Origin of the sequence: Gemmobacter aquatilis, assembly GCF_900110025.1 — a bacterium.
Classification (GTDB): Bacteria; Pseudomonadota; Alphaproteobacteria; order Rhodobacterales; family Rhodobacteraceae; genus Gemmobacter; species Gemmobacter aquatilis.
In genome coordinates this window covers 186,243-211,080 of sequence record NZ_FOCE01000004.1, presented here as the reverse complement: position 1 = coordinate 211,080, position 24,838 = coordinate 186,243, and the positions used below count along the sequence as shown (strand labels likewise).

Below are 24,838 nucleotides of genomic sequence, written 5' to 3'. Positions count from 1 at the left end.
CCATCTACCGCAGCACCGGGTTCGACCAGGCCCGCCGCCCCGCCGCATCAATCACGCTCACCCGCAGCCAGGGCGAATTGCCCAGCCGCGCCAAAGGCACCTCGGCCCGGGTCATGCTGTGGCCATGCACCCCCTTGGATCCGGTGCCCGCCCCCTGCACGATGACCGAGGCCACGGCAGAGCTTTCCACGATCACCCGATCCGCTTCCACCACCACATTGCGCAGTTCCGGCCCTTGGCTCGAATAGAAATTCCCCGATTTCAGCGCCACCAGCAGCGCCTCGGGCGTGTTTTCCGTGGCCTTCACCATCACCCAGCCGCCAAAATGATCGGGTTCCGAAAAATGCGCATCATCGGTGGCGATCAGGCTCAGCGGTCGCCCCTCGGTCAGCAGCAGATCGGCGATGGAAAACCCGTCGGGCCGGTCGCAGCCCATGGCGCAGCCGTGGTTATAGATCTCCACCGCATGGGCCGCGGTGATCGACCGTGCATCGGCCAGCGTCAGCCCCGACCATTGCGGGTGGGCAATGGCCACGAACGCCCCCGCCGCCACCGCCCGCGCCGCGATCTCCGGCCCCGATTCCATGCCGGGATAGACGTGGAAATCCGGCGCATGGGGCGGGGTGAAATCTTCCGGCAGACCCACCGCCAGAATATGCCACAGCTCGCCATTCGCCATGGGGCCGGAATGCAGCTCCGCCCCCAGCAAGGTGGTGAACCCCTCGGCCCGGAAGGGCCGGGTGTCCACGATGGGATAGCCATACGTCCCGATGAAATGGTCAGTCAGCGCCATGAAATCATAGCCCTCCGCCCGATAGCGGCGGCACACTTCCGCAGGCTCCAGCACCCCGTCGGACCGGGTGGAATGGGTGTGCAGATTGCCGCGCCAGAACCGGCCGGGGGCAGTGAAGGCAGACAGACGGTGTGACATGGCGCGCTCCTTTTCCCCTGTTTCTAGGCCAGCCCCATGACGGCGGAATGTCAGCCCGCGACACGCGGCGTCGCTCCGGCCCCGCGCAAAAGCCCTGCCCCTGCAACAGGAAAGCGCCGCGCGGGGCATAAAGGCTCGATCTTGCCGAAAACCCCGCTATATCCCACAAGGAACAGGATGCCGCAGGGCAAAACAGGCAGGAAAACGCTGCGCATGAAAGATATCGTCAAGACGCCAGACGCCACCACCGCCCGCGATTTCCGCGATGCGCTGGGGCGGTTCGCCACCGGCGTCACCATCATCACCCTCACCGGGCCCGACGGCCCGGCGGGGTTCACCGCCAACAGCTTCGCCTCGGTCTCGCTCGATCCGCCGCTGGTGCTGTGGTCGCCCGCGCGGTCCTCGTCGCGCTTCACCACCTTCGCCACGGCGCCGCATTACACAATCCACATCCTCGGCCTCGACCAGTTCGATCTGATCGCCCGCTTTGGCCGGGGCGGCGCGGGCTTTGCCGACATGGCGCCAGAGGTCTCACCCGAAGGGTCGCCGATCCTGCCCGACGCGCTGGCCCGCTTCGATTGCGCCCAGCACGCCACCCATGACGGCGGCGATCACCTGATCATCCTCGGTCGCGTGCTGCGCTTCACCCTGCGCGAAGGGGCGCCGCTGCTGTTCAGCCAAGGCGCCTATGGCGGATTTCAGCATGGCGGCTAAGCGTCGCGATTGAATCCCCACCTCAATCGTATATATTCAGATATGTTTCCGCATCGCCCGGATGTCCCCATGCCCGACCTGCCCCTCGCCGACCTGCCCCTCATCGACCTGCAAGATCCCGAAGCCTGCACCACGCTGTCGGCGGACGAGATGCTGGTGCAGGCCACCGCCGCCGCCGGTTTCCTCAAGGCGCTGGCCCATGAAGGGCGGCTGATGATCCTGTGCCACCTGCAATCGGGCGAGAAATCGGTGACGGAACTGGAACACCTGCTGTCCTCGCGGCAAGCGGCGGTCAGCCAGCAACTGGCGCGTCTGCGGCTGGAAGGGCTGGTCAGTTGCCGGCGCGAGGGCAAGACCATGTTCTATTCCATCCAGGACCCCAAGGTCGCCACCGCCATCGGCATGGTGTACGAGATGTTCTGCAAGGCCCCGAAAGCGCAGGGCTAGGCCCGATCATCATTTGACCCCTGCCCGATTTCGCGGCAATCATGCCCGTTAGCGCAATCACAACGGGCCTCCCATGTTTCGCCGCCTTCTCGCCAGCCTCGCCCTCGGCCTGTCGCTTCTGGCCGCCCTGCCCGCTCAAGCCACACCCCAGGCCGCCGACCCGGCGCATGTGGTGACCACCTGGTATCGGCTGGTGCTGGAACTGGTGCGCCATACCCCCACCTATTCGCCCCCGGTGGCAAGCCGCGCCTTCGCCTATCTGGGCGTCACCGCGTGGGAGGTGACGGCCAGCGCCGACCCCGCCCATCGCCGCAGCCTTGCCGGGCAGTTGACCGATTTCCCCGCCCCCCCGCCGCGCCAACCCGGCCCGCATGACGAGGCCGTGGTGCTGAACGCCGCCCTCACCGCCGCCACCCGGCATTTCTTCGGCAATACCGGCCCCACCGGCCAACGCGCCATGGCCGCCATGGCGGGCAAGCTCGATACCACAACCGCCGCCGGGCTGGACCCGGAGACCATCGCCCGCAGCCGCGCCTATGGCGCCGCAGTGGCCGCCCATGTCATCGCCTGGGCCGCCACCGACGGCGGCGAAGTGGTGGAAAACATGGGCTTCCCGCTCAGCTACACCCTCACCCCCGGCCCGGCGCATTGGGTGCCCACCTCGGCCATCGTGCAGCAACAGATGCCGCTGCTGCCCGACTGGGCCAGGAACCGCCCCTTCGCCATGCCCGCCGCCAATGCCTGCCCGCTGCCCCCGCCCCCCGCCTATAGCGAAGCCCCCGGCTCCGCTTTCCGCGCCGAGGCGGAGGAGGTCTACACCACCGCCAAATCCCTGACCGACGAGCAAAAGCTCATCGCCCGCTTCTGGTCCGATGACCCGATGCTCTCGCCCACCCCGCCCGGCCACTGGATTTCCATCCTGATCGAGATTGCCGACCGCGACGCCCTGCCCGTGGAACGCCGCACCGATGCGCTGGCCCGGCTGGGCGTCGCGCTGGCCGATGCCTTCATCGGCTGCTGGCAGGCCAAGTTCGAACATGATCTGGTCCGCCCCGTCACCTATATCAACCGGGTGATCGACAAGGCCTGGGCGCCGATGCTGATCACCCCGCCCTTCCCCGAATACCCCTCGGGCCATTCCACCCAATCCGGTGCGGCGGCCGAGGTGCTGAGCACGATCTTCGGCGAAGATTTCGCCTTCGACGATGCCACCCATGAAGATGACGGCCTGCCCATCCGCCATTTCCCCAGCTTCCGCGCCGCCGCCGCCGAGGCCGCGATCTCGCGCCTCTATGGCGGCATCCATTTCCGCGCCGCCATCGACCGCGGGCTGGAACAGGGCCTCTGCATCGGCCAGCACGCCGCCCGGCTGGAGACGCTGCAATGACCCGCGCCCTGCTGCTGCTTCCCCTGCTCGCCTCCCCCGCGCTGGCCGAAGACCCCGCCATCCCGCGCTTCGCGGACGAGACTGCCAGCGCCGGTCTGACCCACAGCTTCACCGGCGAATGGGAATATATGGTGGGCGGCGGTGTGGCCGCCTTCGACTGTTCGGGCGATGCGAAACCGGAACTGGTGCTGGCAGGCGGCACGGCACCGGCGTCGCTTTGGCGGAACGAAAGTCCGACAGGGGGTGTACTGAAATTCACCGGGGAGGAGTCCGGGGGGGGGCCGTCCGGTCTGGCCTATACCGGCGTTGCCGGCCTTTGGCCGCTGGATGTGGACAGTGACGGGATCACCGATCTGGCGATGCTGCGCGTGGGCGAAAACCTGCTGCTGCGCGGCCTTGGCGATTGCCGTTTTGAGCGCGCCAACGAGGCTTGGGGCTTTGACGGCGGCGATGCCTGGTCCTCCGCCTTCGCCGCCACTTGGGAGGCAGGCGCCACCCTGCCCACGCTCGCCATCGGCAATTACATCGACCGCGCGCAAGACGCCTTCCCCTGGGGTTCCTGCACCGACAACTGGCTGCACCGCCCCGACGGCCCCCGCTACACCGCCCCCCTGCCGCTGACCCCCAGCTTCTGCGCCCTGTCGATGCTGTTCACCGACTGGAACCGCGAAGGCCGCCCGGCGCTGCGCATCGCCAATGACCGCGAATATTACAAGGGCGGGCAGGAACAGATGTGGCATCTGTCCCCCGCCGCCCCGCCCCGTCTGTATACCGAGGCCGAGGGCTGGCAGCGGCTGCGCATCTGGGGCATGGGCATCGCCAGCCATGACCTGAACTTTGACGGCTACCCGGAGTATTTCCTCACCTCGATGGCCGATAACAAGTTGCAAGTATTGAAAGATCCCGCCGCCCGTCCGCTGTTGCCGCGCTATGCCGATGTGGCTTTCGCGCGCGGCGCCGTGGCACAGCGGCCCTATACCGGGGGCGAGGTGAAGCCTTCCACCGCATGGCATACCCAGTTCGAGGATGTGAACAACGACGGTCGTGCCGATCTGTTCATCGCCAAGGGCAATGTCTCGGCCATGCCCGATTTCGCCATGGCCGACCCCAACAACCTGCTGCTGCAACGCGCCGACGGCACGTTTGTCGAGGTCGGCGACAAGGCCGGTGTCGCCTCGATGCACACCGCGCGCGGTGGGGCGGTGGTCGATCTGAACGCCGATGGCTGGCTGGATCTGGTGGTGGTCAACCGCAACGCCCCGTCCGAGATCTGGCGCAATCAGGGCACCGAGGCCCCCGGCCACTGGATCGCCATAAACGCCCGCCAGCCCGCGCCGAACCTGCACGCGGTGAATGGCTGGGTGGAAGTGCGCGCCAACGGGGTGACCCAGCGGCGCGAAATCACCGTGGGCGGCGGCCATGCCTCGGGGCAACTGGCGCCGCAGCATTTCGGGTTGGGCACAGCCACGCAAGCCGAAGCGCGGGTGATCTGGCCCGATGGCAGCGCCAGCGACTGGCAAAACCTTGCGGCGGATGCGGTCTGGACTGTAGAAAAATAGTTAAATAACAACTACTTATATCTAAGCCGCCTGCGGCAGATCCACCCGCACCTCGAACCCCGTCTCCCGCCCTTCGGCGGGGGACAGCAGCACCAGCTTGCCATCGGCACGCTCGGCAATGGTGCGCACAATGGCCAGCCCCAGCCCGCTGCCCTCTGCCGCGCCCGCCGCCCGTTCAAACCGCCCGGTCAGCCGCGCCAGCGCCTCGGGCGGCACCACGGGGGCCATGTTGACAACTGTCAACCGCGCCGCCGCGCTCAACCCCACCTCGACCGAGCCGCCCGGATCGCCATGTTTCAGTGCATTTTCAATCAGGTTGCGGCACAGGATGCCAAAGGCATCCGGGTCGATGTCCGACAGCACCGGCACCTCGGGCAGCGTCAGCTTCAGCCGCCCCGCCCCGCCCGCGCGTTCGGCATCCGCCACCATCAGCCGCAGCACCGGGCGCAGATCGCTGGCCGTGCCGCTGCGCAACCGCCCGCCCTCGGCCCGCGCCAGTTGCATCAGCTTTTCCGACAGCCGGGTCAGCCGCTTCAGGCTCGCCTCCACCTCGCCCGCGCGGCGTTCGGCCTGCGGATCCTGCGTTTCCGCCCGCAACCGCTGCACCTGCGCAATCGCCCCGGCCACCGGCGTGCGCAGCTCATGCGCGGCATTGGCGGCAAAGCTGCGCTCCGCCTCGAAGGCCGCGCGCAGCCGCGCCAGCAACTGGTTCACCGCCACCGCCATGGGTTCCAGCTCGCTCGGCAACCCGGCATCGGGCAGCGCCGTCAGGTTCTGCGCCCCGCGCTGCGCCAGCGCCGACCGGAACCGCCGCAGCGGGCGAAAGCTCAGCTGCACCGCGCCGATCAGGATGGCAAGGCTCAACGGCACCACCACCAGCAAGGGCAGGCCCAGCCCGATCTGCATCTCGCGCGCAACGCTGGCGCGATGCGCCAAGGGCTCGGCCACGGTGATGGTGATCGAGTTCTGCAAGGCCGCATCATCGTAGAAGCGATGCGTGGCATTCTGGCGGAACCCCACGCCGTCAAATGGCGGAAACAGCGCATCCTCGGCCCCATGAGAGCGCAACAACACCCGCCCCTGCGCATCGCGCACGACATAGGTGAACACCTCGTCATGCTGGCGCAGCGTGGCGATCTGCTGGGTGATGCCGTCCTCTTCGCGGCCCAGCACATCCATCACCGCCAGCGGCAACAGGCGCTGCCCGGTCTCGGCCAGCGTCGCGTCGAACACCTCGTCCATCTCGTGGCGCAACAGGGTGGCGGTGACGCTGGCCGCCACCAGCCACAGCACCGTCAACCCCAGCCCCAGCCCCAACGCCAGCCGAAGCTGCAACGACCGCGGCGCCCTCATGGCTGGCCCAGACGATAGCCAAGGCCGCGTTCCGTCTCGATCACCTCATGCCCCAGCTTCTTGCGCAACCGGCTGACATGCACCTCGATCGTGTTGCTTTCGATCGCAGTATCGAAGGAATACAGCCGCTCTTCCAGTTGCGCCTTGGACAGCAACTGCCCCGGACGCTGCAGGAACGCCTCGAACAGCACCCATTCCCGCGCGGTCAGCGCCACGGGCTTGCCCGCCTTGCGCAGGCTGCGCGCCGCCAGATCCACCTCCAGCGCGCCCAGCGTCAGGATCGGGTTGGGGTTGCCCGCATAGCGCCGCGCCACCGATCCGATGCGCGCCGAAAGCTCGGCCAGATCAAAGGGTTTGACCATATAGTCATCGGCCCCGGCATTCAGCCCCTCGATCCGGTCCGACACCTGATCCAGCGCGGTCAGGATGATCACCGGCGTCACATCGCCCCGCCCGCGCAAGCCGCGCAGAAAGGGGATGCCGCGACCGTCGGGCAGCATCAGGTCCAGCAGCAGCAGATCGAACACCGCCACCGCCAGCGCATCCGCCGCCGCATCCAGCCGCGTGACCCAATCGACGGAATGACCATCCGCCGCGATCTGGTCGCGCACGGCGGCGCCCAGAACGGTATCATCTTCAATCAGCAGGATGCGCATGTCGCTTGCCCTCTCGCGGGTTCCGCCCTTGCAGTGCTAGACCAGACTGACGTGAAACTGAAGGGCTGCCCCCCGTCGCTTCAGGCAGGCGTCAGGTTCGGCGTGCAGGAAGGGGCAACCCATCTGCGAGCCTGACTGTGCAGGAAGGAATGTGCCCGATGAATATCCCGTTGGCTCTGCTTGTCGTCCTTGCCACCGCAACCGCCGCCATGGCGCGCGGCCGCGACGATTGTGCCGTGCCCATGGCCGACTGGCAACCGCGCGACGCGGTGCGTGCCATGGCCGAGGCGCAGGGCTGGACCGTGCGCCGCATCAAGATCGACGATGGTTGCTACGAGATCTACGCCACCGACGCGCAGGGCAACCAGATCGAGGCGAAGGTCGATCCCGCCACCCTGGCCATTCTGGAGGTGGAGCAGGAAGACCATGACGATGACCACGGGCGCATCCGTGGCCATGACTGATTGCGATCCCCAAGGGTCTTGTGTCCCAAGCCCCTGCCTTGGCCCCGCGGCGCCGCAAGGCCTGCGGGGCCCTTCTTTTCTGACGCGAAGCTGAAGCAGAAAAAGCCGCGCTGTCAGGAAGCGATCAGCCTGCCCCGCGATACCGGCAACCAGAGACGAAACGGAGGTCCGACCATGAACAAAGCACAGCTTGCCACACTTGCCGTCGCCCTAGCACTTTGGGGCCAACTGGCCGCCACATCCGCACAGGCCGGGGCTTTTGCTGCGGCAGATCGCCTCGGGGCGCTGCGAATCGCGGATATGTCAACGGAAGCCGGGTTGCTGCACCGTATCAGCAGCGATGACGACGATGACGAAGAAGACGATGATGATGACGGGTATCGTACCCCCTGCCGCGGGGGCGATGACGACGACGATGATGACGATGAAGGCTCGGCCTGCCGCAGCGGCGGTGTCATCCCTGCCGTGCCGGTGGCCCCGCCCGCCAATGGCCTGTTCGGTACTGGCGCCCCGCCCAAGGCGCAGGTGAACTGACCACCCGCTGCCGGACGCGCGCCGGAGAACAGACCGAAGCGAAACCTGACGGCCCGTCGGCACGGGGTCAGCCCCCTTGCCGGCCCGCCACAACCAGACACTTGCAGGAGACACAGATGAACCCGATTCCCGCCGCCCTTGCCCTGACCACCGCACTCACCCTTCCGGGCCTTGCGCTTGCCCGCCCGGTGACGCTGACCGCCAATCTGAAGGATTACGGCGGCGAGGGCGCCTATCTTGCGGTCTATGTCACCGATGCGCAGGGCGCCTATGCGGGCAGCCTGTGGATGGCGGGCGGCAAATCGAAATATTACGAACATCTCAGCGACTGGTATCGCGCCACCGGCGGCGACATGGCGCAGATTGCGGGCATCACCGGCGCCAGCGTCGGGTCTGGGCGGCAGCTGACCATCACGCTGGATCTGGCCGATACGCTGATGGATGCCGGATATGTGCTGCATATCGACGCTGCGGTCGAGGACATGCGCGACAGCCCGTCGGAAATCACCGTGCCGCTGACGACGGCGGGCGCCGGGCAAGCCGTGCCGGGCCGCCGCTACATCGCGGATTTCAGCTATTCGATGTAAGACAGGCCTGCTCCGATGATCCGCACCCTGCACCGCTGGCCCGGCCTGATCGCCGCGCTTCTGCTGACCGTGATCGCGCTGAGCGGCGCCTTGCTGTCCGCCTATCCCGCGCTGGACGCGGTGCAGGCGCCACCTGCGGCAGAGGCAGGGCTGAGCACGGCAGAGCTGGCGACGCGGATCCTCGGGCGCTACCCGTCCACCGAACAGATCCGCCGCGCACCCTCGGGCCGGATCACCGCCTATTATTACGAGGGCGACACGCCCGCCGCCGCCACCATCGACCCGGCAACGGGGGCCGGTGTGCGGGCCGCCGACACCCCGGCGGTCCAGCGCTGGCTGACCAGACTGCACCGCGCGCTGTTGCTGGGCGATGGCGGACGGATCGCGGTGGCGGGCGGGGCGGGCGCGATGCTGATCCTGTCGCTGTCAGGGCTGGTGCTGGTGGCGCGGCGGGTCGGCGGCTGGCGGCGGTTCTTCGCACCGCTGCGCGGCAGGCTGGCCGGGCGGCTGCATGTCGAGATCGCACGGCTGGCCGTAGCGGGGCTGCTGTTTTCCTCGGTCACCGCCCTGTGGATGGCAGCCTCGACCTTTGCGCTGCTGCCCGAAGGGCCGGGCGCGCCACGCTTTCCCGATGTGGTCAGCGGCCAGACCGGGCTTGCCCCGGCCGCGATCGCCACGCTGCGCGACACGCCAGTCGCCGATCTCGTCTCGCTGACCTTTCCGCTGCCGGGCGATGCCAGCGATGCCTTCACCCTGAAAACCCGGCTGGGCGAGGGTTATCTGGATCAGGGCAACGGCACCCTGCTGGCCTGGAGCGACCTGAGCCTGACCGACCGGCTGACGGAAACGATCTATGCGCTGCATACGGGGCAAGGGCTTGTGGTGCTGGGGCTGCTGCTGGGCCTGTCGGCACTGGGGGTGCCGGTGATGGCGGGCACCGGGCTGGTGGTCTGGCTGGCCGCCCGGCGCGGGCGCCCCCGGCTGCGGCACAATGCGGGGGCCGCACAGGCGGACACCGTGCTGCTGGTGGCCAGCGAGGGCGGCTCCACCTGGGGGTTTGCCGCAACGCTGCACGCGGCACTGACGGCGGCGGGCGGGGTGGTGCACAGCGCGCCGCTGGCCAGCTTTGCCCCCGCGCGCTATGCCAAGGCCAAGCGCATCCTGATCCTTGCCGCCACCTATGGCGACGGCGCGGCCCCCGCCTCGGCCAAGGGGTTTCTGGGCAGGCTGGCCGCGCTGGACCGCGCACCGCAAGTGCCGCTGGCGGTGCTGGGCTTTGGCGACCGCAGCTTCCCGGCCTTTTGCGGCTTTGCCACCGCCATCGCACGGCTGGCCGCAGAAAAGGGCTGGAGCGCCCTGATGCCGATGGACACGGTGGATCGCCAGTCGCCGCAGGATTTCGCCCGCTGGGGCCGCGCCCTTGGCGCCACGATGGGCGTGCCGCTGGAGCTGAACCACCAGCCCACCGCCCCGCGCGCTGTGGCCCTTACGCTGATCTCGCGCCGCGATTACGGGGCCGAAATGCAGGCCCCGACCGCGATCCTGCGCTTTGCCCTGCCCGCCCGAAGCCTGTGGCAAAGGCTGCGCGGCGCGGGCCTGCCGCACTTTGCGGCGGGCGATCTGTTGGGCGTGTTGCCGGAAGGCTCTGCGTTGCCGCGCTTTTATTCGCTGGCCTCGGGCTGCCGTGACGGGTTTGTGGAAATCTGCGTGCGCAAACAGGCGGGCGGGCTGTGTTCCGGCCAGTTGCTGGATCTGCAACCGGGCCAGACCATCGCCGCCTTCCTGCGCCGCAACCCGGAATTCCGCCCGGGCCCGGGCCATGCGCCGGTGATCCTGATCGGGGCGGGCACCGGCGTCGGGCCGCTGGCGGGCTTCGTGCGCGCCAACCGGGCCGGGCGGGCGATGCATCTCTATTTCGGCACCCGCCACCCCGACAGCGATTTTCTGTATGCCGAGGAGTTCGCACAATGGCAGGCCGAGGGGCGGCTGGCCAGCCTGACCACCGCCTTTTCGCGCGGCGCCCGGCCCCGCCATGTGCAGGACGCGCTGCGCGCCGATGCGCTGCGGCTGATGGCGCTGGTCGCCTCGGGCGCGCAGATCCTCGTCTGTGGCGGGCGCGAGATGGCGGCGGGGGTCAGCGCGACTCTGGCCGAAATTCTCGCCCCAGCCGGGTTGACCCCGGCAGATCTGAAAGCCGGGGGGCGCTATGTCGAAGACGTGTACTGACCTGCGCCGCCTTGCGCTGAACGGGCCGACGATGGGCACCCGCTGGTCGGCGCTGACCTATGCGCCTGCCACGTTCGACCCTGCGCCCCTGCAAGCCGCTCTGCAGGCCGCCGTTGACGAGGTGGACAGCCAGATGTCCACTTGGCGACCGGACAGTGCCCTGATGCGCCTGAACGCCGCCCCGCCGGGGGCATGGGTGCCCCTGCCCGCCCGGCTGATCGAGGTGCTGGCCTGCGGGCTGGAGATCGGCCGCGCCTCGGGCGGGGCCTTCGACATCGGCATGGGCGATGCGGTGGCGGCCTGGGGCTTTGGCCCCGCTGCGGCAGACCCCGCCCGCATCCGCGCCGCCGTGACCGCGCAGCGCCGCCCGGCGCAAGATCGGCTGGAACTGGACCGGGTGAACCTGCGCGCCCGCAAACACGGGCCGTTGCAGATCGACCTGAACGGGATTGCCAAGGGCTATGGGGTGGACCGGCTGGCCGAGGTGACCCGCAGCTTCGGCCTTTCCGCCGCCCTGCTGGCGATTGACGGCGAGTTGCGCGCGCTGGGCAGCCAGCCCGACGGGAGCCCGTGGCCCATCGCGGTAGAGCGGCCAGACTATGACGCCCGCGCAGCCCTGTCGTTGCTGGCCTTGCAAGACGCCGCCGTGGCCACCTCGGGCGATTACCGGCACTGGGTTCAGGTCGGCGGGCGCCGCCTGTCGCATACGATGGACCCGCGGCGCGGCGGGCCACTGCTGGCGCCCCCTGCCTCGGTCACGGTGGTGGCGCCAAGCTGTATGCTGGCCGATGCTTGGGCCACCGCGCTGATGGTGCTGGGCTGCGAAGCCGGTGCGACACTGGCCGCAGCGCAGGGACTGGACGCGCTGTTCCTGATCCGCGACGGGGACGCGCTGCGCACCGTTCCGGTCGGGCAACTGTTCGGCGCTCAGGCAGCGGCCAGCACCGCCTCGGCCAGCGCCACATCCAGCACCATGTGATCGACATAGCCGCCGCGCAGCGCCGCCAGCGTCGGTTCCAGCTTGTGCAACCCGCTGACCACCAGAAAGCCGGTCATCCGGCGCAGCGTCTCGTGATCCGCGCCGATCAGCCGGTCATCCAGTGGGCCCAGCACCGGCGCGCCCTTGCGGTCGATGAAGCGCCCCGCGATGATCCCCACCGCACCGCGCGCGACGTAATCGGCAATGTCCTGTTCGGTGGCGATCTTGAACAGCACGACATGGGTATCGGGCGTGCAGGGGCTGAGCGAGTAGAGCGCCTTCTGGCAGCGCGACAGGTTGCCCAACTGTTCGGCAATGATCGGCTCGGCCTTCAGCATCGTCGCGAGCGATGCCGAACTGCACACCGCTGGCGCATTGAGGTTGATGCAGGCCGCCGACAACCGCCGCGCAATCTCGGTCGAGCAGCTTTCCGAGGTGGGCAGCAGCGGGTTGGCCATGGAGCCGATCAACTGGCGCACCGTCAGATCGGCCACTGGCCACCATGGCACGCTTTCCGACACGAACCACACGGTCTGGCCCCAACTGACCCCCAGCTCATCCCCCGGGCTGACGAAATCGGGCAGCGATTGCGCCGCCGCCTCGCAGACCGCGCGGGTCAGCGCCTCGCCTGCCAGCCCCTCGTCGGGGATCACCTGCACCTCGGTCAGACCGAAGCGCGATTTCAGCGCATCGGCCAGAGCGTTCAGCCGGAAATGCTCTCCCGAGATCTTGACGCAGACGATCTGCCGCTCTTTCGCCTGTTTCAGATAGCTGATGATCGTCGGGCGCGAGAGGCCCATCGCCTTGGCAATCTCGCCCTGGGTCATGTTCTTCACATAGTAAAGCCATGCCACCTCGGCCACGCTGCGGTTCGACGGGTGATTGATGCGGGTCATTCTGTCTCCGTGCGCGGGCGGCTCATGCTGCCGTCGCGGCCTGTTTCAGCACATCTTCGGAAATGCGCAGGTCCGTGTCCAGATCACGATCAGCGCACAGGCCCGCCGCCGCCAGATCGGCGTGATAGCCGCGCACCGCCTGTGCCGGGGTCACATCGCAGTCGGCCACGCGGCGCATCCAGCGGATCAGGGTCGGCTGATCCTCGGCCATGTTGATCTTGCGCCCGAACAGCGCCAGCCGCGCGCCAAAGCGTTCCGCCTGCGCCACCAGCTCGAACGTGTCGCGATGGGTGCCGCCGCCACCGCCCAGCACGCCGACCACCATCGCGGCGTCATGCGCCGCCAGTTCCTCCAGCGCTGCCGGGCCGTTATAGGCGACCTTGAGGAATTCCGGCCGTTCCGCCCGGGTCAGGCTGGCCAGCCCGCGCACGATGCAGTCGTTGACAAAGGCGCCCATCGCCTCGGGCGGCACACCGATGTCGAGATTGGGGTTGAACACCTCCAGAAAGTGCATCACCCCCGCCACCCGCGCCTCGGCCCGGAAGGCCGCATAGGTTTCCAGTGCTGCCGCATCGCGGGTGGCATCGTTGAGGAAGGTCACCGAGTAAAGGCACAGCGGCGCGCGGGCAAACCCCAGATCGGCACCGCGATGCGGGCGCGACGGGGTGGTGCGATAGGTGCCGCCGCGCAGGTTGCCCCAGACATCCGTCGCCTCGTTGGCGCGAAAGGCGGGCATCACGGCGCTGCCTGCAAAGGCGCCGCTGTCGGCCAGTGCTTCGATATTCCCGGCCGAGGCGAGCAGGATGTCGATCACATCCTGCGCGATCAGCCCGCGCATCTGGTCCAGAAACTCGGCCCGCGTGCGGTTGCCGCTCACCCGGCCCTGCGCATCACGGCGGCGCCCGGTGGTCAGGATGCCGCCCGAGAGATCGGCATCCTTGGCATCGGCGATCATGAAATCGCCGGGGCGATAGCCGCCCGCGCGGATACGGGCGATCTTGGCGGCGAAACGGGTCTGCGCATGGGGCAGCAGGTCGGGCATCTCAGGCGTCCTTGTTCAGCAGCGACCGGCCCGAGGCCCGGTCGAAGATATGCAGATGATCGGGCGACAGGGCAAAGCTGACGGCATCGCCCGGCGCAAGGCGGCGGAACTCCTTGGTGACGAAGGACATTTCGGCCCCGTTCACCTCGGCGATCACCTGGCCCTCGGCGCCCATGTTCTCGATCAGCACCACTCGGCCATGGATCGCACCGGGCGCGTCGCCCGCCACCAGCCCCATGCGCGCGGGGCGCAGGCCCAGTTCCACCTCTTGTCCCTCGGCCACCGCGAAGCGGCCCGGTGGCAGGGGGATGCGGATGCTGCCCGCCTCGGCCACGCCGTTGCGGATGATGCCCATGCGGAAGTTCATCGTGGGCGAGCCGATGAAATCGGCGACGAAGCGGGTGGCGGGGCGGTCAAAGATCTCGTCCGGGGTGCCCTGCTGTTCGATCGCCCCGGCGCGCATCAGCACGATGCGGTCGGCGATGGTCATCGCCTCCAGCTGGTCATGGGTCACGAAGATCGTGGTGGTTTTCAGCGCATTGTGCATCTTGCGGATTTCGGTGCGCAGCTTTTCGCGCAGCTTGGCGTCAAGGTTCGACAAGGGTTCGTCAAACAGGAACACCTTGGGCGTCTTGATCATCGCCCGCGCCATGGCGACGCGCTGTTGCTGGCCGCCCGACATGTTCTTGGGTTTGCGGTCCAAGAGCGCATCAAGGCCCAGCATCGCCGCCACATCGCGCAGCCGCCGCGCCACCTCGTCCTTCGGCACGCCTAGGCGGCGCAGGCCGAAGGTGATGTTGTCGGCCACGGTCATGTGCGGGTACAGCGCATAGCTTTGAAACACCATGGCCACACCGCGCGCGCCGGGGTGCAGATCGGTGACATCGGTGCCGCCGATGGTGATGCGGCCCGCCGTCACCTCCTCCAGCCCCGCGATCATGCGCAGCATGGTGGATTTTCCGCAGCCCGAGGGGCCGAGGAAGACGACGAATTCATGGTCGGCAACGGTCAGATCCAGCCCGTCGATCACCGGATGGGCGCCATAGCTTTTGGTGATGCCGGTGCAAGAGATATTGGCCATGTCGGTCAGCCCTTTTTCGGCCCGCCAGCGCGGACCATGGAATTGATGAGGCCCATCAAGAGGCCGATGAAGACAAGCGGCGGCAGCACCAGAACCACGGTCGCGGCATTGATGACGCCCCAGGGCACCTCTTTGCCCAGCGAGGTGATCGAGGCGGCCACCACCGGCAGCGTGGCGTTCTGCGCGGCCAGCGTCAGCGCCAGCAGCAACTCGTTCCACACAAGGACGAAGGTGAAGACCAGCGCGCCGAACAGCGAGGGCGCGGCGATGGGCAGCGAAAAGCGCCAGAACACCTCGGCCTCGCGGCAGCCTTCCATCGCCGCCGCCTCTTCGATCTCGCGCGGGACACGTTCGAAGGCGGGCACGGCCAGCCAGATCACGGTGGAAATGGTGGTGACGAGATAGACGAGGATCAGCCCGCCGAGGCTGTCATAGATGCCGAGGTCGAGATAGATCACGATGAACGGGATGGCGATGGCCACCGGCGGCATGAAGCGCAGCGACAGCACGAAGAACTGCGCATCATCGCCCCAGCGCCGGGCATGGCGGGCCAGCGTATGCGCGGCCGGAATGCCCAGCACCGCGCCAAGCCCCACCGCAACCGCCACCACGATCACCGAATTGACCAGCCCGTCGCGGATGGTCGGGCTGCCGAGGATGGTGGCGAAATTCTCCAGCGTCGGGCTGAAGAACAGTTTGGGCACCGGCGTCACGATGTCGCGCAGCCGCTTGAAGGCGCCCAGCGTGGTCCACAGGATCGGCGTCAGCGCGATCAGCACCAGAAAGGCCAGCGTCACGCGGGCCAGATTGCGAAGGATCAGCGAGACCATTTTTTCCCCGCGCGCCAGATGAAGGTGAAGGCAACCGTGGTGACCACCAGCAGCAGGATCGACATGGCCGAGGCGTAAGAGATGCGCCCGCCCAGATTGATGCCGCTTTGATAGGCGTAAAGATCCAGCGTTTCGGTCGCCGTGCCCGGCCCGCCCCCGGTCATCACGAAGATCAGATCGAAAGAGCGCAGCGATTCCACCGCCTTGACCAGCGCCAGGCTGATGATCGGCCCGCGCAGCATGGGCAGCGTGACGAAGGCGTGGATTTCCCAGGTGCGGGCATTGTCCAGCATCGCCGCCTCGATCGGGTCTTGCGGCAGGGTTTCCAGCAGCTTGACCAGGATCACGGTGAAGAACAGGCCCCATTGCCAGATATCCACCACCGCCACCGACAGCAGCGCGATCTTCGGATCGGCCAGAAACTCGATCGGGCCGATGCCGAACAGTCCGGCGAACCAGTTGGCCAGACCCAGCGAGGGAGAATAGAGAAAGCGCCAGATGAAAGCCGCCGCCACACGCGGCAGCAGCACGGGCGCAAGGAAGGCAAAGCAGATCAGATTGCGCCACAGCGCGCGCTTCACCGTCTCGTGCACCAGCACCGCCAGCAGCACCGCCACGATCAGCGTGCCCGCCACTGTCACCACTTCCCAGATCGCCGAGATTTCCAGCGCGTTGAAGAAGCGCTTGTCGCGCAGCAGGCGCAGATAGTTGTAGGCGCCGACGAATTCGGAGTCGGGCGAGCGCAGCGCCCGGTTCATCACCGAGAACCAGAGCGCGCCGCCGGTGGACACCAGCGCAAGGGTGACAAGCACCAGCGTCGCCGGGGCCAATGTCAGGAAGATGAACCGCTGTCGGGTCATGCGAAAACCTTTCGGGAAAAGCCCGGCCCCGTGGGGGAGGCCACAGGACCGGGCGGGGCCGTCACTTCACGCGCGACAGGCTGTCTTCGGCGGCAAACACCGCTTCATCCAGCGCGCCTTGCACATCGTCGCGCGTGCCGGTGAACAGCTCTTCCAGCGCCAGACCCAGCGTATCGCCGATTTCCGGCCAGGCCGGGTTGGCCATGATCAACAGGTTGGTCTTGGGGCCGGTGGCGAGCAGCGCGTCGATATATTCCTGCGGCACGGCCTTGCGGTAGGCCTCGCTTTGCAGCGTGCTGACCCGCCCGATATCCGAGGCGATGCCCGCCGCCAGCCGCTGCTGCTCCATCTCTTTCGAGGTGGCCCAGCCGACGAAATCGCCCGCGATGGTCTTGGCGCAATCCTCCTTGGCGCCGACGGTGGATACCGCCCAGCCATGCGCCCAACCGGCGGAAGGCAGCGGCTCCGGCGGCGGGGCATAGCCCACCTTGCCCGCAACCTGCGATTTTTCCGGGTCTTCCATCCACGGGCCGAACACGTCGCTTTCGATCAGGAAGGCCACCTGACCGCCGCGGAACGCCTCCACCGAATCCGACCAGTTGAAGGTGCCGACACCGGGCGGGGCGTTCTTCATCAGGTCGATATAAAGCTCGGTCGCCTTGACGGCGGCTTCGGAGTTGAACACGGGCACATCGCCGTCCAGCCATTCGCCGCCCATGGCGCGGAAGAACGGCGTCCAGCGCCAGACGTTCATCCCCGAGCCGCGCTGCCCGCGCGCCGACCAGCCGTAAAGCTTGTTCGCCGGATCGTTCACCGCCTTGATGCTGGCCACCAGCTCGTCCAGCGTCTTGGGCACCGGCAGGCCCTTGGCCTCCAGAATATCCTTGCGATACATCATCACATCGCCGCCACCGACGAAGGGCGCGAAATATTGCACCCCGCCGGACGAGGCGACATTCGACAGATCCACCCGGAAATCGGCGATGTCATAATCGGCAGGCACCACATCGGCCAGTGGATAGACCCAGCCCGCCGTCACATATTCGGCGAGGTTCGCCTCGTCGATATACATCACCTGATAGGCCCCCGCCCCGGTCGAGGCATCAAGCCGCGCTTTCGCGCGCCGCTCGTTCTCGCCCAGCAGCGACACCTTCACCTCGGTGCCCCATTTGGCGTTGAATTCGGCCAGATGGGCATCCAGCGCGGTGACGGCGGGCATCCCCTGCCCGATCACGTTGAGCTGCGGCAGCTTGCCCTTGCAACTGGCCAGATCTCCCGCCGCGGCGGCAAATGGCAGAAGCGTCAGGCAGGCGGTGCCCAGCAGAACTTTCTTCAGTGTCATTGTCTCTCTCCCTTTGGTCGTTCCGTTGCGGGCCTGCCGCCTGTATCCCCCCGGCAGCCCCTCAGGGCTGCCCGGCAAGCAGGGCCATCATTCCCCGGTCCAGCCGGAGGAATTCGTGATAGCGGGCGTCGTAGAAGCCCGCGTGTTCGGGGTTCGGCGCCAGACGGCGGCGGATGCGGCTCATCGCGCGGGCCGCCGTGGTCAGATCGGGATGCAGACCGCCTGCGACAGCGGCGCAGATCGCCACGCCCAGGGCGCCCACCTCTTCGGCCTCCACCACCTCGACCGGGCGCTGGCAGATATCGGCGAAGATCTGCGCCCAGGGGGCAGAACGGGCCGCCCCCCCGGCAAGGCGAATCGTGTCGGGCCAGTGGCCACCCGCATGGGGCAGGATTTCCTCGGCATGGCGGCGGTGCTGGAAGGCCACGCCTTCGCAGATCGCGCGGATCAGGCTCGCCTCGTCATCCGTGGCGGTCAGGCCAATGAATGCCCCCTGCCGGGGTTTCGGCCCGTGGACATAGGGCAGGAACTGGCAGCGCCGTGCCTGCACCGGGCTGTCGGCCAGGCGTGCGGTCGCCTCGGCGGGGGTCAGGCGGCGGCTCAGCACCCGCTCCAGATACCAGCCCAGATTGGCCGCCGACGAGGGGCTGCCTTCGGCCACCAGCCGCGCCGCGCGGTCGCGGTGCAGCATGTTCAGGATCGGCGGCTGGCCGGGTTCGGTGCCCGAAACCTCCATCCCGTTGATCGCCCAGGTTCCGGCGATCATCACGAGGCTGGTGCCATCGGTGACCCCCGCCCCCAGCGCACAGGCGGCAACATCCATCATGCCGCCCGCCACCGGCAGCCCTTCGGGCAGGCCGGTCTCCGCCGCCGCCTGCGGCGAGATCCGCCCGGCAATCGCCGAATTTTCAACGATGGGCGGCAGCTTGTCGGTGAGGTTGGGCTGGCCCAGCGCATCGAACAGCGCCTGCGCATAGCCCCCCGCTGCCAGATCCATCAGCCCGCCGCCGCTGGCATCGGTCGGGTCGGTCAGCGCGACGCCGGTCAAGCGCAGGCGGATGAAATCCTTGCAGGCCAAAGCCCAGCGGCTGCGCGCCCAGACCTCGGGCTCCTGTTCCGCCAGAGCCACGATCTGCATCACCGTCTGGCCACCCCAGATGCGATGCCCGTTCAGCGCCGACAGGGCGGCCAGCCGCCCCTCGGCCGCCAGCCGATCCACCAGCGGCTGCGCCCGGTGATCGACCGAGACGATGCCGGGCCGGGTGCCCCGCCCCGCCGCATCCACCAGAAACACGCCATTGCCAAAGCCGGTCAGCCCGATCGCCCGCAACCGCCCCGGCGCCAGATCGGCCACCAGCGCCCGGATCGCCCGGGCACAGGCCTGCCAGAACGCCTCGGGGTCACGCTCCACCCGGCCATCGGGGTGGTGCAGCGTGGCAACCTCGACCGCGCGGTCCGCATGGATGCGGCCCTCGGCGTCGATCAGCGCCACTTTCACCGCCGTGCCACCGGCATCCAGCGCCAGAACGAGAGGGGCGTCGGTGCGGGTCATGGCTTGTCTCCGCTGACGGTCACACAGCCCAGAATGCGCGGATCCGCCGCCGCGCGTGCCACTTCTGCCGCCGCCCAATCGGCATCCCGGCCCAGCGCCGCCGCCAGACAGGTGGCCAGATCCTCCAGCGTGGCGCGGCTCAGCGTGCCGCTGGCCACCAGCCGGGTGCGCCGCAGCACCAGATCTTCCAGCGCGCAGGCCATCCGCGCCCGGATCAGCCAATCCGCCTCGCGCCACGACCAGGCTGTTTGCCCGGCCAGCATCCGGTCCGGCCCCACCGCGCAATGCGCCGCCACCGGCACCGCCAGCGCGCCATAGCGGGCGATCAGCGCAGCAATCCGCGCGGGGGTCAGCCCGGTCTGCGCCGCCAGCGCCGCCGCATCGACCGGCGCCGCGCCGGGATAGGCGCGCTCCAGCGTAGACACCCGCCGCGCCCGGCCCAGCAGTGCCAGAACCCGATCCGCCGCCTGTTCCGAGAACGAGCGGAACGTCGTCCACTTGCCCCCCACCAGCGACAGCACCGGCAGGGGGCCCGCCCGATGTTCCTCCAGCGCGTGATCGCGCGCGGCGCTGGTGGCCGACCCGCCGCCGCCCGCCTGCAGGGGGCGGATGCCGGTGGTCACCGCCACCAGATGCGCGCGCCCCACCGCTATGTCGCCGAACAGACGGCCCAGCGCGGCCAGCAGATAATCGACCTCAACCGCCGCAACCGCCTTGTCGTCGGGGTCGCGTGTCTCCACCTCGGTGGTGCCCATCAGGATCGTGTCTTCGACCGGCAGGCAGATCACCATCCGCCCGGTGCCATCGTCAAAATAGAAGGCCCGCCCGGCCATGCGCGCCAGCAGCTGCGGGTGGCGCAATACCAGATGCGCACCTTTCACCCCGCGGATCAGCGCCGTGGTCAGGCCCAGCCGCGCATTCACCGCATCCACCGCTGCCCCCGCCGCATTGACCACCAGCCGGGGCCGCAGCACGGCAGTTTGCCCCGTCAGGCTGTTGCGCACAGTGAAGGCACCCGTGCCGTCGGTTTCCCAGCCAACATGGTTCAGCGCCACGACGCCCGGCTGCGCCGCCGCCTCGTCCAGCATTTCCAGCACCAGCGCCTCGGGGCTAAGGATCTGGCCGTCGTAATAGCTGACCACGGCCCGCGTCGCGGCGCCAAGGCCACGCGGAAAACCAACGCGGCGCAGGCGGGTCGTGTGGCGGGGCAGCGCGCGGCGCACCGCGCCGAAGCGTTCATACAGCACCAGCGCCCCGGTCAGCGCCGCAAGGCTCAACGGTCCGGGGCGCCGCGACAGGCCAAGAAAGCGCAGCACCGCCTGCGGAAAGCCCGCCAGCAGCGCGGTCAGCGGCACGACGATTTCCAGCGGGCGCACCAGATGCGGCGCCTGATGCAGCAGCAGATTGCGTTCGCGCGCCGCCTCGGCCACCAGCCGGAACTCGCGCCCTTCCAGATAGCGCAGGCCCCCATGTGCCATCCGGCTGGAGGCGCCGCTGGCCCCGCCGCAGAAATCGCCGGTATCCAGCAGCACGGCCGAGACGCCATTCAACGCCAGATCGCGCAGCGTGCCCGCACCGTTCACCCCGCCGCCAAGGATCACCACCTCGGGTTCGGGCAAAAGCGCAAGCCGCGCCCATGCCGCGTCGCGGGCTGTCTGGCTGGGGGTCTGATCGCTGGGCAGGGGCATCTTGATCTGAACTCTCGGGGGCGTTGATCCAAGGTGAAGCAGATTGCTTTACATATGGCAATTACTATTTTCAAAAGATCATACTTTGGTCGAAGATTAATGCCGCGCCAAGGGTCGCATTCCGGCGCGCAGATCCGGCCCGCAGGAATCCCCTTCCCACAGCAAAAAGCGGGCCCGAAAGCCCGCCTGCCAATCCTCACCCCGGAAAATGACAAATGCCGCGCAGACCGCGCGGCGTGGCTTACCAGCCCTGCCCGACCTGCCGCATTTCCGGCAGGAAAGAGGCCATCATCGGCGGCACCTGATTGCGCCCCGGCCCCGCGACGATCACCACCAGCCGCGAGCCTTCCATCCCCTCGGGCCAGCTTGGCAGGGTGCGCGGCGGGCTTTGGATGAACTGCACCGCGTGGAACACGGTGGGGCGGCCCGGCCATTCCTCCAGCTCCACCAAGCCTTTCAGGCGCAGAAGATCCGGCCCATAGGTCTGTTGCAGCACGCCAATCGCCATTTCCATCACCCGCGCCTCCAAGGGCGCATCGGCCATGAAGCAATAGGCGGTGACATTGCCATGATGGTTGGCGCTGTGATGGTGGTGCCCATGGCCCATCGCGGCAAAGCGCAGCCATTCGGCCACCACCGGCGGCTTGCCCGCCACATCATAGGCGGCAATCGAGAACAGCCGCTCTGGCGTCAGATCGGCGGCCAGCAGCACTTCGGCATTGGGGGCAAGGCCTGCCAGATCGGCCAGCACCGGCGCGGGATCGGCCAGATCGGCCTTGCTAACCACCAGCAGATCGGCCACGCCCACCTGCCGCCGCGCCTCGTCATAGCGGTCCAGCGTTTCCTGCGCATTGGCGGCATCAACCACGGTCACCACGCCGTTCAGCACGAAGTGTTCCAGCATCAGGTCATTGGCCATGAAGGTTTGCATCACCGGCGCCGGATCGGCGAGGCCGGTCGTCTCGATCACCACGCGGGAAAAGCGCGGGCCCTTGCCGGTTTCCGCCTCCTCCTTCAGCCGCAGCAGCGTCAGGCGCACATCGCCCGACACCGTGCAGCACAGACAGCCGGTCGAGGCGGCAAAGGCACGATCCCCCACGCTTTCCATCAGCCCGCCATCCACATCGACGCTGCCGAATTCGTTGACGATCACCGCCGTGTCGCCAAAGCCCGGGGTGGCCATCAGCCGGTTCAGCAGGGTGGTCTTGCCCGCACCGAGAAAGCCGGTGAGGATGGTGACGGGAATGCGTTCGGTCATCGGGATCTCCGCTTGGCTGGCGCCACAGGGGTATGGGGACAAGGACGAAAGGGCAAGCTCAGCGCGCAAGGGCCAGAAGGCCCGGCACATCGAGATGCGCCTCCATGTGATCGGCCAGCGCATCCAGCGTCGCCTCGACCGTGGCGCCATAGCGGGTGGCCCCGCTGGTGGAGCCCATGCCGCGCAGAAAGGCCGCGCGGAAGGCATCGGCGCCAAACAGCCCGTGCAGATAGCTGCCGGTGATCCGCCCATCGGTGGACACCGCGCCTTCCGGCTGCCCCTCGACAAAGGCGAAGGGCCGGGCGCGGGCGGGGCCGGAGGTCGCGCCGATATGGATCTCGTATCCGTCAACGCGCAGGCCCGAGGCCGCATGGGTGGCCGCAACCCGGGTCAGGCGCTTGTCGGGTGTCATCACCGTGTCCACATCCAGCAGGCAAAGGCCCGGCGTCTCGCCCGCGGCCCCCTCGATCCCGTCAGGGTCGCGCACCACATGGCCCAGCATCTGATAGCCGCCGCAGATGCCCAGCACATGCCCGCCGCGCCGCACATGGGCCTGAAGGTCGATGTCCCAGCCCTGCGCCCGCAGAAAAGCCAGATCGCCGCGGGTGGATTTCGATCCGGGCAGGATCACCAGATCGGTATCGCCCGGGATCGCCTGCCCCGGCTGGATCATCCGCAGCGCGACGCCGGGTTCCTGCGACAGCGGATCGAGATCATCGAAATTGGCGATGCGCGAAAAGGCCAGACAAGCCACCTTGAAGCCCCCGGCCCCGCCACCCTTCGGCAGATCCAGCGCATCCTCGGCCGGCAATCTCGCGGCATCGGCAAAGAACGGCAGCACGCCGAAACCGCGCCAGCCGGTGCGCGCGGCGATCAGCCGATAGCCATCGTCGAACAGCCGCACATCACCGCGGAACTTGTTGATCAGGAAGCCTTCGATCATCGCCGCATCATCCGGGTCCAGCACCGCCTGCGTGCCCACCATCTGCGCGATCACCCCGCCCCGGTCGATGTCGCCTGCTAGGATCACCGGCACATCCGCCGCCCGCGCAAAGCCCATATTGGCAATGTCGCGCGCCCGCAGATTGACCTCGGCGGGCGAGCCTGCGCCTTCGACGATCACCAGATCATGTGCCGCTTTCAACCGCCCGAAGCTTTCCAGCACCGGGGCCATCAGCCGCGGCTTCAGATCCGTATAATCCCGTGCCCGCACCGTGGCGATGCGCCGCCCCTGCACGATAACCTGCGCGCCCATGTCGGTCTCGGGTTTCAGCAGCACCGGGTTCATGTCGGTCACCGGCTCCAGCCCGCAGGCCAGCGCCTGCAAGGCCTGCGCCCGCCCGATCTCGCCCCCGTCTGCCGTGACGGCGGCGTTGTTCGACATGTTCTGCGGCTTGAACGGCGCCACTGACAGCCCGCGCCGCCGCGCCGCGCGGCAAAGCCCGGCCACCAGCAGCGACTTGCCGACATTGGACCCGGCACCCTGGATCATCAGCGCCGTCATGGGCGCCTTCCCGCGAAAGGAAGGGGGCTTTGCCCCCTCGGCCCTGCGGGCCTCACCCCCAGGATATTTTTCGCCAAGATGAAAGCCAGACCACGGCATGGGCGCCGCATCTCCGGCCGCTTTCGCAGGGAAGACGCGGCGCTTTCACCTTGGGCGGTCATCGGGATCCCTCCCTGTACCGCCAGATAACATTGGCCCGATTCGATTAACATTCGGTTACTTTCATCTTGGTCCAAATATCCTGGGGGTCCGGGGGCAAAGCCCCCGGGGTCAGCCGCCCCGCTCAGAACTCGACACCCTTCTGTCCCTTGATGCCCGACCGGAACGGGTGCTTCACCAGCGTCATCTCGGTCACCAGATCGGCCAGTTCGATCAGTGTATCCTTGGCGTTCCGCCCGGTCAGGCAGACATGGGTCATCGGGGGTTTCTCGTCGCGCAGGAAGGCCACCACCTCGGCCACATCCAGATAGTCATAGCGCAGCGCGATGTTGATCTCATCCAGCAGCACGAAGCGGATGTCGGGGTCGCGGATCAGTTCTTTCGCCTTCTCCCAGCCCTTGCGCGCCATGTCGATGTCGCGGGCGCGGTCTTGCGTTTCCCAGGTGAAGCCCTCGCCCATCGCGTGAAACTGGCACAGGTCGCTGAAATGCCCTTCGATCAACCGCCGTTCGCCGGTGTCCCAGGCACCCTTGATGAACTGCACCACGGCGCAGGGCATCCCGTGGGCGATGCAGCGCAGAATCATCCCAAAGCCGGAGGAGCTTTTGCCCTTGCCCGGCCCGGTATGCACGATCACCAGCCCTTTTTCGCCCGCTTTCGTCGCCATGATCCTGTCACGCGCGGCCTTTTTCTTGGCCATTTTCACGGCATGGCGGGCCAGATCCCCAGCATCGGCGGGCGGGCTGACAGGCGGGGCGGCATCGGTCATCGCGGTCTCCTTTCCCCCTG

Annotated in this window: 23 protein-coding genes; 9 read left to right on the top strand and 14 right to left on the bottom strand. The window is 67.9% G+C overall.

Annotation, left to right across the window (positions count from 1 at the left end):
* Positions 1 to 4: 4 nt before the first annotated feature.
* Complete coding sequence (locus tag BMX43_RS09465) at positions 5 to 931, bottom strand: PHP domain-containing protein (protein ID WP_091300701.1); 927 nt, start codon at positions 929 to 931, stop codon at positions 5 to 7.
* 213 nt (positions 932 to 1,144) lie between these two features.
* Here BMX43_RS09465 and BMX43_RS09460 point away from each other — a divergent pair, with 213 nt between their 5' ends.
* The 4 genes from BMX43_RS09460 (at position 1,145) to BMX43_RS09445 (ending at position 5,038) form a co-directional block, all read left to right on the top strand.
* Positions 1,145 to 1,645 (top strand): flavin reductase family protein, encoded by a 501-nt coding sequence (locus tag BMX43_RS09460; RefSeq protein ID WP_091300881.1) that lies wholly within the window; start codon positions 1,145 to 1,147, stop codon positions 1,643 to 1,645.
* Between the two features lie 69 nt (positions 1,646 to 1,714).
* Positions 1,715 to 2,092 (top strand): ArsR/SmtB family transcription factor, encoded by a 378-nt coding sequence (locus tag BMX43_RS09455; RefSeq protein WP_091300879.1) that lies wholly within the window; start codon positions 1,715 to 1,717, stop codon positions 2,090 to 2,092.
* Between the two features lie 73 nt (positions 2,093 to 2,165).
* Positions 2,166 to 3,479, top strand: a complete 1,314-nt coding sequence (locus tag BMX43_RS09450) for a vanadium-dependent haloperoxidase (protein WP_091300700.1) — start codon at positions 2,166 to 2,168, stop codon at positions 3,477 to 3,479.
* Positions 3,476 to 5,038 (top strand): CRTAC1 family protein, encoded by a 1,563-nt coding sequence (locus BMX43_RS09445; RefSeq protein ID WP_091300698.1) that lies wholly within the window; start codon positions 3,476 to 3,478, stop codon positions 5,036 to 5,038. The genes BMX43_RS09450 and BMX43_RS09445 overlap by 4 nt, the downstream gene beginning before the upstream one ends.
* A 21-nt stretch (positions 5,039 to 5,059) precedes the next feature.
* Here the strand turns inward: BMX43_RS09445 and BMX43_RS09440 are convergent, their stop codons facing one another.
* The gene (locus BMX43_RS09440) at positions 5,060 to 6,391 is read right to left on the bottom strand and encodes an ATP-binding protein (RefSeq protein ID WP_091300695.1); all 1,332 of its coding nucleotides are present in this window, start codon (positions 6,389 to 6,391) and stop codon (positions 5,060 to 5,062) included.
* Complete coding sequence (locus BMX43_RS09435; protein WP_091300693.1) at positions 6,388 to 7,047, bottom strand: response regulator transcription factor; 660 nt, start codon at positions 7,045 to 7,047, stop codon at positions 6,388 to 6,390. The genes BMX43_RS09440 and BMX43_RS09435 overlap by 4 nt, the downstream gene beginning before the upstream one ends.
* A gap of 158 nt (positions 7,048 to 7,205) precedes the next feature.
* On the opposite strand from BMX43_RS09435, the gene BMX43_RS09430 reads away from it, so the two are divergent.
* The 5 genes from BMX43_RS09430 to BMX43_RS09410 all read left to right on the top strand — a co-directional run bounded on the left by BMX43_RS09430 (position 7,206) and on the right by BMX43_RS09410 (position 11,837).
* Positions 7,206 to 7,511 carry a PepSY domain-containing protein gene (locus BMX43_RS09430; RefSeq protein ID WP_091300691.1) on the top strand — a complete coding sequence of 102 codons (306 nt, stop codon included), beginning with the start codon at positions 7,206 to 7,208 and terminating at the stop codon, positions 7,509 to 7,511.
* A 174-nt stretch (positions 7,512 to 7,685) separates the two neighbouring features.
* A complete protein-coding gene (locus BMX43_RS20180) occupies positions 7,686 to 8,045 on the top strand; it encodes a hypothetical protein (RefSeq protein ID WP_139201557.1) in 360 nt (119 codons plus the stop codon).
* 116 nt (positions 8,046 to 8,161) lie between these two features.
* Positions 8,162 to 8,632, top strand: a complete 471-nt coding sequence (locus BMX43_RS09420) for a DUF2271 domain-containing protein (protein WP_091300688.1) — start codon at positions 8,162 to 8,164, stop codon at positions 8,630 to 8,632.
* A gap of 15 nt (positions 8,633 to 8,647) precedes the next feature.
* Complete coding sequence (locus BMX43_RS09415) at positions 8,648 to 10,858, top strand: PepSY domain-containing protein (protein WP_091300685.1); 2,211 nt, start codon at positions 8,648 to 8,650, stop codon at positions 10,856 to 10,858.
* The gene (locus BMX43_RS09410) at positions 10,839 to 11,837 is read left to right on the top strand and encodes an FAD:protein FMN transferase (protein ID WP_091300683.1); all 999 of its coding nucleotides are present in this window, start codon (positions 10,839 to 10,841) and stop codon (positions 11,835 to 11,837) included. The genes BMX43_RS09415 and BMX43_RS09410 overlap by 20 nt, the downstream gene beginning before the upstream one ends.
* On the opposite strand, the gene BMX43_RS09405 is transcribed toward BMX43_RS09410, so the two are convergent.
* The 11 genes from BMX43_RS09405 to cobO form a co-directional block, all read right to left on the bottom strand.
* A complete protein-coding gene (locus BMX43_RS09405; RefSeq protein ID WP_091300681.1) occupies positions 11,786 to 12,733 on the bottom strand; it encodes a sugar-binding transcriptional regulator in 948 nt (315 codons plus the stop codon). The two genes, BMX43_RS09410 and BMX43_RS09405, sit on opposite strands and share 52 nt — an antisense overlap.
* A gap of 22 nt (positions 12,734 to 12,755) precedes the next feature.
* Entirely contained in the window at positions 12,756 to 13,775 is a 1,020-nt protein-coding gene (locus BMX43_RS09400; RefSeq protein WP_091300679.1) for a hypothetical protein, read from the bottom strand.
* A 1-nt stretch (position 13,776) separates the two neighbouring features.
* Entirely contained in the window at positions 13,777 to 14,856 is a 1,080-nt protein-coding gene (locus BMX43_RS09395; protein WP_091300677.1) for an ABC transporter ATP-binding protein, read from the bottom strand.
* A gap of 5 nt (positions 14,857 to 14,861) precedes the next feature.
* On the bottom strand, positions 14,862 to 15,686 hold the full coding sequence (locus BMX43_RS09390; RefSeq protein ID WP_091300675.1) for a carbohydrate ABC transporter permease: 825 nt from the start codon (positions 15,684 to 15,686) through the stop codon (positions 14,862 to 14,864).
* Positions 15,674 to 16,546, bottom strand: a complete 873-nt coding sequence (locus tag BMX43_RS09385; RefSeq protein ID WP_091300674.1) for a carbohydrate ABC transporter permease — start codon at positions 16,544 to 16,546, stop codon at positions 15,674 to 15,676. Before BMX43_RS09385 ends, BMX43_RS09390 begins: the two co-directional genes overlap by 13 nt.
* 61 nt (positions 16,547 to 16,607) lie before the next feature.
* Complete coding sequence (locus BMX43_RS09380) at positions 16,608 to 17,888, bottom strand: ABC transporter substrate-binding protein (RefSeq protein WP_091300672.1); 1,281 nt, start codon at positions 17,886 to 17,888, stop codon at positions 16,608 to 16,610.
* Positions 17,889 to 17,949: 61 nt separating this feature from the next.
* Entirely contained in the window at positions 17,950 to 19,440 is a 1,491-nt protein-coding gene (locus tag BMX43_RS09375; RefSeq protein ID WP_091300670.1) for an FGGY-family carbohydrate kinase, read from the bottom strand.
* Positions 19,437 to 21,128 carry a glycerol-3-phosphate dehydrogenase/oxidase gene (locus BMX43_RS09370; RefSeq protein ID WP_091300668.1) on the bottom strand — a complete coding sequence of 564 codons (1,692 nt, stop codon included), beginning with the start codon at positions 21,126 to 21,128 and terminating at the stop codon, positions 19,437 to 19,439. Before BMX43_RS09370 ends, BMX43_RS09375 begins: the two co-directional genes overlap by 4 nt.
* Positions 21,129 to 21,369: 241 nt before the next feature.
* Positions 21,370 to 22,386, bottom strand: a complete 1,017-nt coding sequence (locus tag BMX43_RS09365) for a CobW family GTP-binding protein (RefSeq protein ID WP_175482068.1) — start codon at positions 22,384 to 22,386, stop codon at positions 21,370 to 21,372.
* Positions 22,387 to 22,444: 58 nt separating this feature from the next.
* Positions 22,445 to 23,890, bottom strand: a complete 1,446-nt coding sequence (locus BMX43_RS09360; protein WP_091300664.1) for a cobyric acid synthase — start codon at positions 23,888 to 23,890, stop codon at positions 22,445 to 22,447.
* A 283-nt stretch (positions 23,891 to 24,173) separates the two neighbouring features.
* Positions 24,174 to 24,818: a cob(I)yrinic acid a,c-diamide adenosyltransferase gene (cobO, locus tag BMX43_RS09355; RefSeq protein ID WP_091300662.1), complete on the bottom strand. Its 645-nt coding sequence runs from the start codon at positions 24,816 to 24,818 to the stop codon at positions 24,174 to 24,176.
* Positions 24,819 to 24,838: the final 20 nt, after the last annotated feature.